General features: G+C 73.8%; 11 protein-coding genes. 3 read left to right on the top strand and 8 right to left on the bottom strand.

The features are described 5' to 3' along the window. Positions 1-29 precede the first annotated feature (29 nt). A complete protein-coding gene (locus I601_RS18925) occupies positions 30-1,634 on the bottom strand; it encodes an FMN-binding glutamate synthase family protein (protein WP_068113244.1) in 1,605 nt (534 codons plus the stop codon). Between the two features lie 21 nt (positions 1,635-1,655). On the opposite strand from I601_RS18925, the gene I601_RS18930 reads away from it, so the two are divergent. From I601_RS18930 to I601_RS18940, 3 genes are all read left to right on the top strand, one after another. Next, positions 1,656-2,666 (top strand): phosphotransferase, encoded by a 1,011-nt coding sequence (locus tag I601_RS18930; protein ID WP_068113247.1) that lies wholly within the window; start codon positions 1,656-1,658, stop codon positions 2,664-2,666. A gap of 98 nt (positions 2,667-2,764) precedes the next feature. Then, the gene (gene rpsT / locus I601_RS18935; RefSeq protein ID WP_068113251.1) at positions 2,765-3,025 is read left to right on the top strand and encodes a 30S ribosomal protein S20; all 261 of its coding nucleotides are present in this window, start codon (positions 2,765-2,767) and stop codon (positions 3,023-3,025) included. A 147-nt stretch (positions 3,026-3,172) separates the two neighbouring features. Next, positions 3,173-4,594 carry an HNH endonuclease signature motif containing protein gene (locus tag I601_RS18940; protein ID WP_068113255.1) on the top strand — a complete coding sequence of 474 codons (1,422 nt, stop codon included), beginning with the start codon at positions 3,173-3,175 and terminating at the stop codon, positions 4,592-4,594. A gap of 193 nt (positions 4,595-4,787) precedes the next feature. Here the strand turns inward: I601_RS18940 and holA are convergent, their stop codons facing one another. From holA to I601_RS18975, 7 genes are all read right to left on the bottom strand, one after another. Then, positions 4,788-5,792 (bottom strand): DNA polymerase III subunit delta, encoded by a 1,005-nt coding sequence (gene holA, locus I601_RS18945; RefSeq protein WP_068113258.1) that lies wholly within the window; start codon positions 5,790-5,792, stop codon positions 4,788-4,790. Between the two features lie 45 nt (positions 5,793-5,837). Further along, positions 5,838-8,141 carry a ComEC/Rec2 family competence protein gene (locus tag I601_RS18950; protein WP_237089475.1) on the bottom strand — a complete coding sequence of 768 codons (2,304 nt, stop codon included), beginning with the start codon at positions 8,139-8,141 and terminating at the stop codon, positions 5,838-5,840. Continuing rightward, the gene (locus I601_RS18955; RefSeq protein WP_157520326.1) at positions 8,138-9,022 is read right to left on the bottom strand and encodes a ComEA family DNA-binding protein; all 885 of its coding nucleotides are present in this window, start codon (positions 9,020-9,022) and stop codon (positions 8,138-8,140) included. The genes I601_RS18950 and I601_RS18955 overlap by 4 nt, the downstream gene beginning before the upstream one ends. Before the next feature lie 95 nt (positions 9,023-9,117). Continuing rightward, entirely contained in the window at positions 9,118-10,020 is a 903-nt protein-coding gene (locus I601_RS18960; RefSeq protein ID WP_068113261.1) for a DegV family protein, read from the bottom strand. A gap of 12 nt (positions 10,021-10,032) precedes the next feature. Continuing rightward, on the bottom strand, positions 10,033-12,540 hold the full coding sequence (gene leuS, locus I601_RS18965; protein WP_068113265.1) for a leucine--tRNA ligase: 2,508 nt from the start codon (positions 12,538-12,540) through the stop codon (positions 10,033-10,035). Between the two features lie 159 nt (positions 12,541-12,699). Continuing rightward, entirely contained in the window at positions 12,700-13,080 is a 381-nt protein-coding gene (locus tag I601_RS18970; RefSeq protein WP_068113266.1) for a DUF427 domain-containing protein, read from the bottom strand. Between the two features lie 72 nt (positions 13,081-13,152). Then, positions 13,153-15,285 (bottom strand): PhoX family protein, encoded by a 2,133-nt coding sequence (locus tag I601_RS18975; RefSeq protein ID WP_084527843.1) that lies wholly within the window; start codon positions 15,283-15,285, stop codon positions 13,153-13,155. Positions 15,286-15,329: the final 44 nt, after the last annotated feature.

Below are 15,329 nucleotides of genomic sequence, written 5' to 3' on the forward strand. Positions count from 1 at the left end.
TGCCCGGGCGTCCCGGTGCCGGACAGGCCCTAGGGGGTGAACCGGTCGGGGTCGGCGCGGCACCAGTCCGTGACCCATGAGGCGGGCGGCTCGCGCAGCAGCTGACCCGGCTCGAGCTGCTCGTAGAGCTCGTCGTACCCGAGCGTCGTGGTGTGGTCGACCCGTCGCCTCAGCATCCGTGGGCGCAGGTCCTCGAAGGAGGAGAGCCCCATCGAGGCCAGCACCTGCATCGCCTGCTGGACGGTGCCGTGCTGGAACGCCGCGACCCGCTGCGTCTTGTCGGGCACCGCGAGGGCCCGGGCCCGCTTGGGATCCTGGGTGGCCACCCCGACCGGGCAGGTGTTGGTGTGGCAGGTCTGCGCCTGGATGCAGCCGAGCGCCAGCATCATCGCCCGCGCCGCGTTGGTGAAGTCGGCGCCCTGGATCAGGCGGGTGACGACGTCCTTGCCGGTGGCGACCTTGCCGCTGGCACCGATCCGGACACGGTCGCGCAGCCCGACCCCGACGAGGGACTGGTGCACCACGGCGAGGGCGTCGGTCAGCGGCATGCCGACGTGGTCCTGGTAGACCAGCGGCGCTGCGCCCGTGCCGCCCTCGGAGCCGTCGACGGTGATGAAGTCGGGGGCGATCCCCTCCTCGACCATCGCCTTGCAGATGGCCAGCACGTCGGCACGCGAGCCCACGCACAGCTTGATCCCGGTCGGCTTGCCACCGGCCAGCTCGCGCATCCGGCCGATGAAGCGCACCAGCTCGCGCGGGGTCTCGTAGACGCGGTGGTACGGCGGGCTGATCACGGTCCTGCCCACCGGGACCCCGCGGGTGCTGGCGATCGCCTCGCTGACCTTGGCTCCCGGGAGCACCCCGCCGAGGCCGGGCTTGGCCCCCTGGCTGATCTTGAGCAGCACCATCTTCACCTGCGGGTCGGCGGCCTTCTCGGCGAACTGCTCCTCGTCGAAGCCGCCGTCCGCGGTGCGGCACCCGAAGTAGCCCGAGCCGATCTCCCAGATCAGGTCGCCCCCGTGGCGGTGGTGCGGGCTGATGGCGCCCTCGCCGGTGTCGTGGGCGAAGCCGCCCTGCGCCGCGCCCCGGTTGAGCGCCTCGATGGCGTTGGCGCTGAGCGATCCGAAGCTCATCGCGCTCACGTTGAGCAGGGCCAGGTCGTAGGGCTGGGTGCAGTCGGGGCCGCCGACGCGCACCCGTGGCGGCTCGGCGAGCACCGGCACCGGTGCGGCGGAGTGGACCAGGTGCTCGTAGCCGACCCGGTAGACGTCGCGCTCGGTCCCGAACGGGTGCTCGTCCTTGAGCCCCTTGGCGTGCAGGTAGACCAGCGACCTGGTGTTGCGGTCGAAGGGGCGCCCGTCGTAGTTGCGCTCGATGAAGTACTGCTGCAGCTCGGGGCGGATCTCCTCCATCATGAACCGCATGTGCCCGATCACCGGGTAGTTGCGCAGGATCGCGTGCTTGGTCTGCACGAGGTCGTGGACGCCCACGCCCAGCAGGACCAGGGCGAACGCGAGCAGCAGCAGCCACCCGGGTTCACCGATGGTGGCCGCGAGCGTGGCCACCGCTCCGAGGATGGCCAGGAACCCGAGGATGTAGAAGCGCAGCACGAGACCGGTTGTACCACCGATCATCCGGTGGCCGAGGATGGTCGGATGACCTCGGTGTCCACGGTCGACCTCCCGCACGGTCGCACCGCCCAGCGGCTGGCGTGGGTGCACCTGCCCCCGCACGTCCGCCGCCTGGTCGAGCAGCGCTGCGGCACCGAGGTCGTCGGGGCGCAGTCGTGCACCGGCGGGTTCACCCCCGGCTTCGCCTCGGTCCTCGTCGGCGCGGACGGGTCGCGGCACTACGTCAAGGCGGCCTCGGTGGGCGCGCAGCGCGCCTCCGCCCTCACCTACCGCGGCGAGGCGGCCGCCCTCTCTGCACTGGGCGCGACGGGCGCGCCGCTGCCCTCGCCACGGTTGCTGTGGAGCCACGGCACCGGTCCGGCCACGGGGGCCACCGGTCGGCCCGACGACTGGGTGGTCCTGGGCATCGAGCACGTGGCGGCCCGCGCCCCCCGGCGTCCGTGGCCAGAGGACGACCTCGACGCCGTGCTGGCGGTCCTGGCCGAGCTCGCCGTCTCCCCGGCGGCTGTCGGTGTCGACCTGACCACCGTGGCCGAGGACCTGGCCGACTGGCCCGCACAGTGGGACCGGGTCGCCGCGCTGCGCCCGGACCTCGACCCGGCCCGCGTCGCCGAAGCGAGCGCCCTGGCCGCAGGTCTCGCAGAGGCGGTCGTCGGCGACGCCCTGGTGCACGGCGACGTCACCGACGACAACGTCCTGATCGCCGACGACGGTCGGGTGCTGCTGTGCGGCTGGGCCTGGCCGGCCCTCGGCGCTGAGTGGCTCGACAGCCTGTGGGCCCTGGTCGGACCCGGCAGCGACGGGGTGGACGTCGAGGCGGTCCTGCGCCGCACCCCCCTGCTCGCCGCCGCCCCGCCCGACCGCGTGGACACGGTCCTGGCGGCGACGGCGGGGTACTTCCTGGCCTCCTCGTGTGCCAAGGTGCCCACCTGGTCGCCGTACCTGCGGGCCGCACAGCGTCGCCACGGGGAGGCCTGCTGGGCCTGGTTGGCCCGGCGCCGGGGCTGGGATTTGGGTGGGCTCGTGCGGCGCTGATAATCTCCGATGTCGCGTGGGAAGCGCTTGTGCGTCGACCCCGCGCCCCGAACTCAGCACCAGACCATTCGTTCTCAACACCAGCAAAGGCACTGCCCGTGGCGAACATTAAGTCCCAGATCAAGCGCAACAAGCAGAACGAGAAGGCGCACGAGCGCAACAAGGCGGTCAAGACCAGCCTCCGCTCCGCCGTGCGCAAGTTCCGCGAGGCCGCCGAGGCGGGCGACAAGGACATCGCTGTCGCCGCCAACCGCGAGGCTGCCCGCAAGCTCGACAAGGCCGTCTCCAAGGGCGTCATCCACAAGAACCAGGCCGCGAACCGCAAGTCCGCGATGGCCAAGAAGGCCGCTGCTCTCTGATTCGGTGGTCCGCCCTGCGCGGACCTCGTCTGGTACTGAGCCGACCCGTCCGACCTCGTCGGACGGGTCTTCGGCTATTTCGAAGCCGGCCGCCCCCGCAGCTGGTCGAACAGCGAGGACCGAAGGCTCGAGCGTCGTCGAGGCTCCGTGGGACACGCATCCAAAGCTCGCGACCGGGCCGAGGTCGACCTGTACGAGGCCACCGTGGCGTGGGCGGTCATGCACTCCACCTACGACGACCGCCAGGCGGCGGTGCTGCCGGGCACCGACATGATGATCGAGCTGGCCGGTCTCGGGGCGCCGAAGGTCAGTGAGTTCGCGATCATCGAGTACGGCACCGCGCTCGGGATGTCGAGCGACGCCGCGGTGCGCTACATCGCCCACGTCGTCGAGATCCGCTACCGCCTCCCCCGCCTGCACGCCCAGGTCGTCTCGGGTCGGGTGCCGGTGTGGCGGGCCAGCCGTGTCGCCGAAGCCACCCTCGGACTTCCGCCGGAGGGTGCTGCGTTTGTCGACCAGCACCTCGCCCCCGTCGCCGCCACCCTCTCCTACGCCGGGATCGACCGGCTCGTCGAAGAAGCCCGCGCCCGGTTCGACCCCGAGGAAGCCGAGGAACGGCGACTCATCGCCGCCGAGACCCGCAACCTCGCCATCCACCTCGCCTCCGCCACCGCCGGTGGCCAGCAGGTCGATGGCACCGTCGACATCACCGGCAACCTCGCCCTCGCCGGCTCCGACCAACCCCTCGACGTACGCCGCTCCCAAGCCGTCGGCGTCCTCGCCCGAGCACAGACCACCCTCGACCTCACCAGTGACGAGAGCGACCGGGTGCCCGCACGCCAGGTCGTGCTCAACGTCCACCTCACCGACCAAGCCCTGCGCGGCGTCGACCCCACCACCACCGGCGCCGGCATCCACCTCGCCCGCATCGAGAAGACCCGCAGCCTCACCACCATCGACCAGGTCGCTGAGTGGCTGCGCACCACCGGCACCCAGGTCGCATGGCGCACCATCACCGACCAGCCCAGCAGCCAGCGGGGCGGCATCGACGCCGAGGCGTTCGAACACCCCTTCCGCACCCAGCCGCCCCCGACCGGACCACGCAGACAGCCGGCGCCGATCACCAGCAAAGACATCCGCTGGTTCGCCGACCACCCCGGACTCCAGGCCTTCCAACGCCGCCCCGTCGACCTCACCACCACCGAGACCGTCGACGGCTACGAGATCCCCGAGCGCCTCGCCGAGCAGACCCGCCAACGCCACCCCAGGTGCACCTTCCCGCACTGCACCCGGCGCGCGCGACGCCGCAAGCCAGGCGAGACCCACCTCGACGTCGACCACATCAACGCCTACGACCCCACTGGGCCACCCGGCCAGACGAACACCCACAACCTGGCGACCCTGTGCCGGCGCCACCACCGGGCGAAGACCCACACCGCCTGGACCTACCGGCCCACGCCGACCGGGTTCCTGTGGACCAGCCCGCAGGGCTACCAGTACCTCGTCGAACCCCTCACCACCACCGACCTCGGCCGGGCACCCCGCCCCGGCGCCCCACCACCGACCTGACCACCACGCCCCACACCCCCGGCGCAGCAGCACCGCGACGGGGGCACCGGCACGCCCGGCAGCCAGGTCAGGCGACAAGAGTGTGGCGCTCCCGATCAACAGGGCTCACCCAGGACTCCACACTCCTGGCTCCGGTCCGTGGCCAGGTAGACGGTCCGGCCTCCACCAGCCGGAGCAGACGAATCCGGAGACCTCAGCCGCGCTCGCGCAGCTCGGTGACGGTGAGGACCAGGCGCTCCAGGGTGTACGCCGCGTCGCTGGCCGCGCCCTTGATGTCGGCGTCGGCGCGGGCGACGGCGCGCACGGCCTCCCCGAGGGCGGGGCTCGACCAGCCGCGGGCCTGGTCGCGCACCGAGCGGACCTTCCACGGGGGGACGCCGATCTCCTTGGCGAGGTCCTGCTCGCCCCGGGACCGGGCGCCCTTGAACCGGGCGAGGCCGCGCACCCCGCCGGCGAAGGCCGAGGTGATGAGCACCGCGGGCGTCCCGCCGTCGAGGGCCCAGCGCAGCTCCTCGAGGGCCTCGAGGCGGCGTCCGGCGAACGCGGCGTCGGCGACCGCGAAGGACTTGGCCTCCACCCGGCCGCCGAAGTATCGCTTCACCCGCTCCTCGGTCAGCGTCTCGCCAGGGAAGTCGTTGGTGAGCTGGTGCGCCGCCGCGGAGAGCGAGCGGAGGTCCTGCCCCACGGCCTGCACCAGGGTGGTGGCGGCGTCCGGCTCCATCCGCGCGCCCATCTGGCGGGCCTCGTTGATCACGAAGGAGGGGTACTCGGACGCCTTGAGCTCACCGGACTTCACCTCGGTGACCGCTGGCAGCTTGCGCAGCTTGGTGAGCACGCCGCTGCCCTTCTGACCGCCGCCGTGCACCAGCACCAGGGCGACGTCCTCGGACGGTGAGCCGGCGTACGCGAGCAGCCCGGCCACCGACTCCTCGGGCAGGTTCTCCAGGGAGCGGACGACCACGCAGCGGATGCTGGAGAACAGCGACGGCGCCGAGAGCTCCCCCAGCGTGGCCAGCGACAGCTCGGCCGCCGCGGCCTCGGAGAGCTCCGACTCGGGGTCGTGGGCGCGCACCGCGCCCCGCACCGCCGCGACCGTGCGCTCACCGAAGAACTCCTCCTTGCCGGTCACGAGCGTCACGCGCCCGAGGACGTCGGTGGCGGAGGGTGCACGCGGGGCGGCGGAGCGGGGAGCTGGCATGGTCCGGCAAGCCTGCCACAGCACACCGACAGGCCCTGCGTCCCGTCAGCGTCGGCTCACCCCCACCGCGACCCCGTCGCGCACCACGACGGCCAGTGCGCCGTCGGTGTCGGTGCGCAGCACGTCGGCTCCCGAGCCCTCCAGTGCAGCGAGCAGGCCGGGGTCGGGGTGCCCGTAGGTGTTGTCGGCTCCGACCGGCACCACGGCGACCTCGGCGTCGAGCCCGGTGAGCAGGTCGAGGTCCTGGGCACGGCTGCCGTGGTGCGGCACCTTGAGCACGTCGACCCGCAGGTCCGGCAGGGCGCGGACGAGGGCCGCCTGGCCGGGCGGCTCCAGGTCGCCGGGCAGCAGCACCCGCACGCCACCGACCTCGGCGAGCAGCACCACGCTCTGGTCGTTGGCGGTGCTGCCGTCCCCGGGCCCCGCCGCCGGCAGGCTCGAGGTCGGCCACACCGGCTGCAGCACGACGTCGCCGATGCGCAGGGCGACGGCGTACGGCGCCACCCCCACCGCGGCACCCGCCTCCCGGGCCGTACGCCCGACGGTCGCGACCGCCTCGGGCGGGTCGAGCAGCGGGCTGGTGAGCACCCGGTCGACCGACCGACCGTCGAACACCCTCGCCACGCCGTCGACGTGGTCGGCGTGGAAGTGCGTCAGCACGAGGAGCGCGACGTGCTGGACCCCGAGGTCGTCGAGGCAGCGGTCGACGGCCTCCGGGTCGGGACCGGCGTCGACGACGACCGCACTGCCCTCCCCCGCCCGCAGCACCAGCGCGTCCCCCTGGCCCACGTCACACACCACGAGCACCCAGCCCTCGGGGGCCCACGTGGCCGACGGTGGGCGGACCACGACGACCACGCCCAGCGCGAGGCAGGCCAGGACGGTGGGGAACGGGCGGACCAGGAGCCGCGGGGCGAGGGCGGCCAGGCCCAGGCTCAGCACCGTGAGCAATGTCAGGGACAGCGGGCCGGTGTCCCAGTCGACGGCCGCGGCGGGCAGCGCCGCTCCGCGCTCCGCGACCGCGACGATCCAGCTGAGGCACCAGGTGGCGACCGTGCCCAGGAGCCGACCCACGGGCGGCGCCACCAGCCCGACGATCCCGCCCGCGAGCCCGATCACGGTGGCGGGACCGACCACCGGCGCCGCCAGCAGGTTGGCACCGACGGCGACGAGGCTGACCTGCCCCGAGATCCCGGCGACGAGCGGGGTGCAGGCCAGCTGCGCGGCCGCAGGCACCGCGATCGCCTCCGCCAGCCAGCGCGGCATCCAGCGCGTCATCGCGTCGCGCCACCCAGGCGCCAGCAGCATGATCCCGGCGGTCGCCAGCACCGACAGCGCGAAGCCGATCGAGACCGCGAGCGCCGGCTGGACCAGCAGCAGCGCGGTCACCGCGACACCCAGGGTCCGGGGGCCCCGCCGTGCCCCGTCGGTGCCCAGCGCCACCAGCGCGACCGCTCCCATCACCGCCGCCCGCAGCACGCTGGGCTCGGTGCGGGCCAGCAGCACGAACCCGACGATGCCGGCCGCCCCGACGAGCAGGAGCCAGCGCCCGCGCACCCGGCAGCCGCGTGCGAGCCACAGCAGGCTGCCCACGACCAGGGTCAGGTTGGTGCCCGACACGGCCAGCAGGTGCGTCAGCCCGGTGGTCCGGAAGTCGTCGGCCACCTCCTCCGCGAGCCCGACGTCGTCGCCGTCCACGAGCGCAGGCACCAGCACCCGCTCGGGAGCCGGGCGGTGGGCCACGGAGTCCCGCAACGATGCCCGGACGGCCCCGGCGCCACGCCACCACAGGTCGGGCGGGGCCCGCACCCGGGGCGCGCCGCTGGCGTGCAGCACCGCCGCCACGTCGTCGCCCTCGGCGACCCCCAGGCGCCCGCTCGCGACCACGGAGGCTCCGAGCGGGACCTCGCGCCACGTGTCCGGCGCGAGCACCAGCACCGGAGCGCGCAGCGCGTGCACGCGGCCCCGGCCCCCGATCTCCCGCACGCTGACCCGCAGCACCACCCCGTCGGCGTACGGGCCGTCGAGCGGCCGGGGGTCGCCGGTCACGGTCGCCACCACCCTCACCACGGCCCGCTCGGCCGCCAGCTCGGCCACCGGGCCCCGGGCGACCTGGTCGTGGCGCAGCAGGCTGCTCACCCCGACCGCCTGCAGCACCACGAGGAGGACCGCCCCGGTCAGCGCGGCCGCCCGCCGCCCCCACGCGGCCAGCACCGCGCAGGCCGCGAGCGTGGCTCCGGCGACCCCGCCCAGGACCGGCGCCGGCGCCAGTGCGCCCAGCAGCCCGCCGACCCAGGCCGCGGCGCCGACCAGCGTCATCCGGAGGTCGGCCCCGGCGACGGGCCTCACACCGTGACGAGGGGCGCCAGCTGCGCCAGGGTCGCCTCCCCGATGCCGTCGACCTCGAGCAGCTCCTCGACTGCGGTGAAGGCGCCGTGCTCGGTGCGCCAGGCGAGGATCGCGGCGGCGGTGACCGGGCCCACCTGCGGCAGCGTCTCGAGGAGCGTCTGGTCGGCGGTGTTGAGGTCGACCAGCGCCGCCCCCGGGGTGCCGGGTGCGGGAGCAGCGACGCCGGGCGCGACCGGCGCGGAGCCGCCGGGCAGCCCGACCAGCACCTGCTCGCCGTCGACGAGGACCCGCGCCAGGTTGAGTCCCGCCAGGTCGACGCCCGGCCGGGCGCCGCCGGCCGCCTCGAGGGCGTCGTGGACCCGGGAGCCCGCGGGCAGGACCGCGATGCCGGGGCGCCGGACCTTCCCGGCCACGTCGATCGTGACCTGACCCTCGGGCGCCGCGCTCGCGGTCGCGGGGCCGGGCGGGGCCGCGGTCGCCGGCGGGACCAGGTCGACCAGCGGGGTGTCGAGCTCGGCGACCGTCTCCAGGCGCGGACCCGGCACCGGTTCGGGGTCCGAGCGCACCACCCACCACGACGTCACCGCGAGACCGGCGGCGACCAGCAGCGCGATCACGCCCAGGTGCGCCGACCCGAGCAGCGCCCGACCGCGCAGGGTCGCCGGCACCAGGTCGTCGACGACACCGAACGGCGCCGGCCGGTCGCGGCGACGCCGGGCGGCATGCCGCCCCGGCACCGGCATCCGGTCCGGTGGCGGTGCAGGTGGCTTCTCGAGCGGGGCAGGCGGGCCGGGCCGGACCGCGTCCAGCTCGGCGCTGAGCTGGGCCAGGCGTCGGGTCACGGCCTCCTGGTGCTCGGGGCTGGGTCGTCGGCTGCGCATGCGGGCAACCTAGGCAGCGCCGGGCGCGGGCAGCGGCGCCGGCGCCGGCCCTGGGGACGGTGCCACCGTCGGCGGCGCCTGTGGACGACCCGAGGTCAGTCGGGGTCCGTCGGGAGCGGGTCGAGAGGGGCCAGGCAGACCGCGATCATCCCGGGTCCGACGTGGGCGCCCAGGACCGCCCCGAGCTCGCCGGACCACAGCTCGCGGCCACCGAGGTTGTCCGCCAGCCGCTCGCGCAGCCGGTCCGACAGGGCCTCGGCCCGCTCGGGGTTGGCCAGGTGGGCGACGTAGACGTCGACCTCCTGCTCCCCCGCCGCCTCGACGGCCAGCTCCTCGAGCCGCGCCAACGCGCGGGCTGAGGTGCGCACCCGCTCCAACGACCCGACGCGCCCGTCCTCGATGCGCAGCAGCGGCTTGACCGCCAGCGCCCCGCCGAGCAGCGCCGCCGCCGCACCGATCCGGCCGCCGCGGCGCAGGTACTCGAGGGTGTCGACGTAGAAGAACGAGGAGGTGGCCGCCGCGCGGGCCCGCGCGACGTCCGCGACGTCCTGCGCGGAGCCGCCACCGGCGGCCACGTGGGCCGCGGCCAGGGCGGCGTACCCGGTGCCGATGCCGACCTGCCGGCTGTCGACGACCAGCACCGGCAGGGGTGCGTCCCGGGCGGCCAGCAGCGCGGACTCGTAGGTGCCGCTCATCTCGCTGGAGATGTGCACCGACACGACGGCCGAGGCGCCCTCGGCGTGGGCCCGTTCGTACGCCGCCAGCATCGCCGCGGGCGCGGGCCTCGAGGTGGACACGGGCGTGTAGGCCCGCAGGGCCTCGGCGACCCGGTCGGGGGTCGCCTCCGCGGAGCCCTCGTCGATCACCTGCGCGCCGATGACGACCTGCAGGGGCACCACGACGATCCCGTGCTCCGCCGCCACCTGCGCCGGCAGGCTGGCGGTGGAGTCGGTGACGACGACGACGTGCCCGTTGCCGCCCTGACCTGTGCTGCTCACGTGCTCAGCGTGTCAGACCACGATGTTGACGAGCTTGGGCGCGCGCACGATCACCTTGCGCACCACCGCGTCCCCGATCGCGCGCACCACGTCGCCGTCGGCCAGGGCGAGCTGCTCCAGGTCGGCCTCGGAGATCTCCGGGGAGACCTCCAGGCGCGCCTTGACCTTGCCCTTGACCTGCACGACCGCGGTCACCGTGTCCTGCACCAGCAGGCTCGGGTCGACCGTCGGCCAGCCGGCGCGGGCGACGGTCGGCTCGTGGCCCAGGCGCTCCCACATCTCCTCGGCGACGTACGGCGCGACCAGCGAGAGCAGGATCGCGACCGTCTCGACGGCCTCGCGCACCGCCGGGTCCTCGGGACCGGGGCCGGCGTCGATGGCCTTGCGCGTGGTGTTGACCAGCTCCATGGTGCGCGCCACGAGCACGTTGAAGCGCTGGCCCTCGACCAGCTCGGTGACCTCGGCCACGGTGCGGTGGGTGGCCTGGCGCAGCGCGGTGTCCCCGCCCTCCGGCGACGTGCCGACCGGGCAGGCGACGTCGCCCGCGAGCCGCCAGGCGCGCTGCAGGAACTTCAGCGACCCGCCGGGCGACATGTCGGCCCAGTCGATGTCCGCCTCGGGCGGGCCCGCGAAGACCAGGGTCAGCCGGATCGCGTCGACGCCGTACTCGTCGATCATCTCGCCGAGGTTGACGCCGTTGCCCAGCGACTTCGACATGCCGCGGCCCTCGTTGATGACCTCGCCCTGGTTCAGGAGCGCGGTGAAGGGCTCCTCGAAGTCGATCATCCCCATGTCGTGCAGGACCTTGGTGAAGAACCGGCTGTACAGCAGGTGCAGGATCGCGTGCTCGACGCCGCCGACGTACTGCGCCACCGGCATCCAGTCCCGCACCGCCTGCGGGTCGAAGGGGCCCTCGGTGTAGTCCGGGGAGCAGTAGCGGAAGTAGTACCAGGACGAGTCGACGAAGGTGTCCATCGTGTCGCTGTCGCGCTTCGCGGCGCCGCCGCACGAGGGGCAGGCCACGTTGACCCACTCCTCGGCCGCCGCCAGCGGCGAGACGCCCTGGGGCTTGAGGTCGGCACCGCTCAGGTCGGGCAGCACGACGGGCAGCTGGTCCTCGGGGACGGCCACCTCGCCGCAGGTCTCGCAGTGGATGATCGGGATGGGCGCACCCCAGTAGCGCTGGCGGCTCAGCAGCCAGTCGCGCAGGCGGAAGTTCACGGTGCCGGTGCCGGTGCCGCGCTCCTCCAGCACCTCGATGATCGAGGCGATGCCCTCGGTCGTGTCGCTCTTCCCGTCGAGCGGGCCGGACTGCACGTAGGTACCGGCACCGGTGGTGGCGATCCCGCTCTCCTCCGGGTTCTCCTCGCCGGTGTCGACCACCCGGCGCACCGGCAGGTCGAAGGCGCGGGCGAAGTCGAGGTCGCGCTGGTCGTGGGCGGGCACCGCCATGATCGCGCCGGTGCCGTAGTCGGCCAGCACGTAGTCGGAGGCCCACACCGGCATCGACTCGCCGGTGACCGGGTTCGTCGCGGTGACGCCCAGGTCCACGCCGCTCTTGGGCCGGTCGGTGGCCAGGCGGTCGATGTCGGTGGCCTTGCGGATCTCCGCGACGTACGCCGCCAGCTCCTCGGCGCGCTCCGGCGCGACGATCTCGGCGGCCATCTTGGCGTCGGCCGCGACCACCATGAAGGTGGCGCCGTACAGCGTGTCGGGGCGCGTCGTGAAGACCTTCACGGTGCGGGACTCCCCCGAGGTCAGCTCGAGGTCGAAGTCGACGTGCGCGCCCTCGGAGCGACCGATCCAGTTGCGCTGCATGGCCAGCACCTTGGAGGGCCAGCTGTCCTCCAGCGGCACCATGTCGTCGAGCAGGCGCTGGGCGTAGTCGGTGACCTTGAAGTACCACTGCGACAGCTCGCGCTTGGTCACCTCGGCGCCGCAGCGCTCGCACATGCCCTGCACGACCTGCTCGTTGGCCAGCACGGTCTGGTCCTGGGGGCACCAGTTGACCGGCGAGAACTTGCGGTAGGCCAGCCCGCGCTCGCGGAACTTCAGGAACAGCCACTGGGTCCAGCGGTAGTACTCCACGTCGGAGGTGTTCAGCCGGCGCGACCAGTCGAAGCTGATCGCGTACCGCTTGAACGACTCGGCCTGGGTCTCGATGTTGGCGTAGGTGAACACAGCCGGGTTCTCGTCGCGCTTGATCGCGGCGTTCTCGGCCGGCAGGCCGAAGGAGTCCCACCCGATCGGGTTGAGCACGTCGTAGCCACGCTGCCACCAGTAGCGCGCGACGACGTCGTGCAGCGCCATCACCTCGGCGTGGCCCATGTGCAGGTCGCCGGAGGGGTAGGGGAACATCGTCAGGGCGTACTTCTTCTCCGCACCCGGCGCCGCGGAGCCGGCGCGGAACGGGTCGAGGTCCTCCCAGACCTTGCGCCACTTGTCCTGCACCGAGTCGACGTCGTAGGTGCTGGCCTCGGGCGCGCCGTCGCCGGTCCGGTCGGTGGTCCGCTCGCTCATCTGGGTCTCTCTCACGTCTGGTGGCCGGCGTCTCCGCCGCTGCTGCTCCGGGCACAAAAAAACCCCTCGTGGCGAGGGGCAGCCGCGTCGAGGTCGTGCGCGTCGACGCGGCTAGGGAAGGAGCAGGGCGTGCTGCATGGGACCACTCTAGCGGGACGCTCAGGCGGTGGCGACCTCGGCGTGCGTGGGGTCGAAGGCGACGTGACCGGCGATGGCGGCCACCGCGGGGTGGGGCTCGGGGTAGCCCCAGACCGCGTCGGTGCGCTCGCCCGCGGCCAGGTCCAGCGACCAGTAGGACGCGTCGCCCTTGAAGGGGCAGTAGGTCGAGGTCCCGGTGGCCCGCAGCATGTCCTCGTCGACGTCGGCCAGCGGCACGTAGTGCATGGCCGGGTACGACGCCTCGCGCAGCGTCAGCGCGCCCTCGGAGTCGGCGACGACGGTGCCGCCGACCCGCACGACGACACGGTGGCCGGTCGGCTCGACGCTGATCGGGTGGTCGGGGCCGGGCTCGAGGTGGGGACGGTTCGCGAGATCGCTCATGTGGGCACAACAGCACGCGGCGCCGGGGTCTTCCCTGGCGCCGCGCTGGACCGCTGAGATCGACCTGGGGGGTCAGCGGTCCCGGAAGGCGACGACCACCGAGGGCCTCGGGAAGTCGTCGCTGTGCGGCCACGTCGACGCCGGGACCTCGAAGGTGGCTCCGTCGACCTCCCCGGGGTGCTGGACCGCGACGAACAGCGACCTGTTGTCGTCGGCGATCAGCGGCCCGCAGGCCTCCGCGCCTCGGGGCACGGTCAGGAACTGGGTCACCCTGCCGCGCTCGGGCCCGCTGACCGGCACCCGGAAGACGCCGTCGTTGGAGCCCAGCGCGTTGCCGTCGGTGGAGATCCACAGGTTGCCGTGGTCGTCGAAGGCCACGTTGTCGGGGCACGAGATCGGGCTCACCTGCGTCTTGTCGTAGCCGCCGAAGTACGTCTCCGCCGCCTCCGGGTCGCCGCAGACCAGCATCAGGTCCCAGGTGAAGGTGGTCGCCGCGTGGTCACCGCGGGCCGGGCTGAGCTCGAGCACGTAGCCGTTGCGGTTGCCGGAGGCCTGCGTCAGCGGGGCACCGATCGCCGCGCGCACCATCGAGGACGTCAGCGGGTTGGCCTCGTCGGCCTCGAAGCGGCTGCCGCGCTGGGAGTTGTTGGTCAGCGCCGCGTAGACCTTGCCGTTCACGGGGTTGGGCTGGACGTCCTCGGGGCGGTCCATCCGGGTGGGAGCGACCCGGTCGGCGGCCAGGCGGGTCCAGATCAGCACGTCGGCGACGCTCATCCCGGGCACGAACGACTCGGTGTCGTCGCACAACGCGATCCACTCCCCGGTGCCGTCGTGGACGCCGTCCTCGGTGCCGTCACCGACCAGCCTCGCGACGTACAGCGTGCCGGCGCTGAGCAGCGTCTTGTTGTGCCGGCGTGCCCGGGCCGAGGAGCCCCGGCGCACCCGGTCGCGCGAGACGAACCTGTAGAGGTAGTCGCCCCGCTCGTCGTCGCCCATGTACGCCACGGCGCGGCCGTCGCGGGCCACGGCGATGTTGGCGCCCTCGTGCTTGAAGCGGCCCAGCATCGTGCGCTTGACGGGCGCCTCGTCGGGCTCGTGGGGGTCGAGCTCGACGACCCAGCCGAAGCGGTGCGGCTCGTGGGGCTCGGCAGCGAGGTCGAAGCGCGGGTCGACGGCGCTCCAGCCGCGACCCGAACCGGTGATGCCGTAGCGGGCGTACGCCTCGGTGTAGCGCTCGTCGAGCTGCTCGCTCTCGGGGAGGTCGAAGTACTGGTTGAAGTTCTCCTCCCCCGACAGGACCGTGCCCCACGGGGTGGTGCCGCCGGCACAGTTGTTGAGGGTGCCCAGGACGGTGGCGCCCGACGGGTCGGCGGTCGTGCGCAGCCGCTCGTCGCCGGCGGCCGGTCCGTCGAGGGTGAAGGGGGTGTCGATGTGGACGCGGCGGTTGTGGCGCGCCTTGCCCAGGCTCGTCACCCGGCGCCACGACCCCGGTCGCAGACCGCGGCGGATCTCGACGACCGACATGCCGTGGTTGGCCATCGCGATCGCGGCGACCTCGGTGTCGCTGTAGACGCCGGCGGGGAACATCAGCGCCTCGTCGGTGTACTCGTGGTTCACCACCAGCAGGGAGCGGTCCTCGCGGCCGCGCCTGGCGGCCCGCAGCGGCAGCACCCCGACGTAGTCGCAGTTGTAGCCGAACTGCTGCTTGGCGGCCTCGGGGCTCTGGCGGTGCGGGTCGAAGGCGGGCGCCCCGGCGACGACGGCGTCGCCCCAGCGGATGACGACGTCGTGGTCGAACCCGGGCGCGGTCACGACCGCGTCGCGACGGTTGGGGCGCACGGCGGTGAAATCGGCCGCGCCCAGGTCCCCCGACACCGGCCGGCCCGGGGCGGCCCCTGCCCCTGCGGCCGCCGGGGTCACCGCGGCGGCGGCCAGGGGGGCGCCGAGCACCATCACCCCGGAGCCGGCGGCGGCCCCCTTGAGCAGCGAGCGACGCGCGACGGCCCGGGTGATCTCGTCCTGCACGTGCCCGTGCCCGGTCCGGTTGGGCTCGGGGTGGTCGCAGGCGTTGCCGCAGCGGTAGCGGCAGGTCATGAAGCTCCGACCGCCGTGCCGGGTGCCGGTGGGCGTCAGCGGGAGCAGCGCGCGGCCACCGGGAGCCGTGGCGCCGGGGGTCGCGGTCGGGCGGGCGGGGGTGCAGGTCATGACAGTGCGCTCCTGGGTCGTGGGGGGCCGGTGGTGCTGCCGGG

Origin of the sequence: Nocardioides dokdonensis FR1436, from assembly GCF_001653335.1 — a bacterium.
Lineage (GTDB): Bacteria > Actinomycetota > Actinomycetes > Propionibacteriales > Nocardioidaceae > Nocardioides > Nocardioides dokdonensis.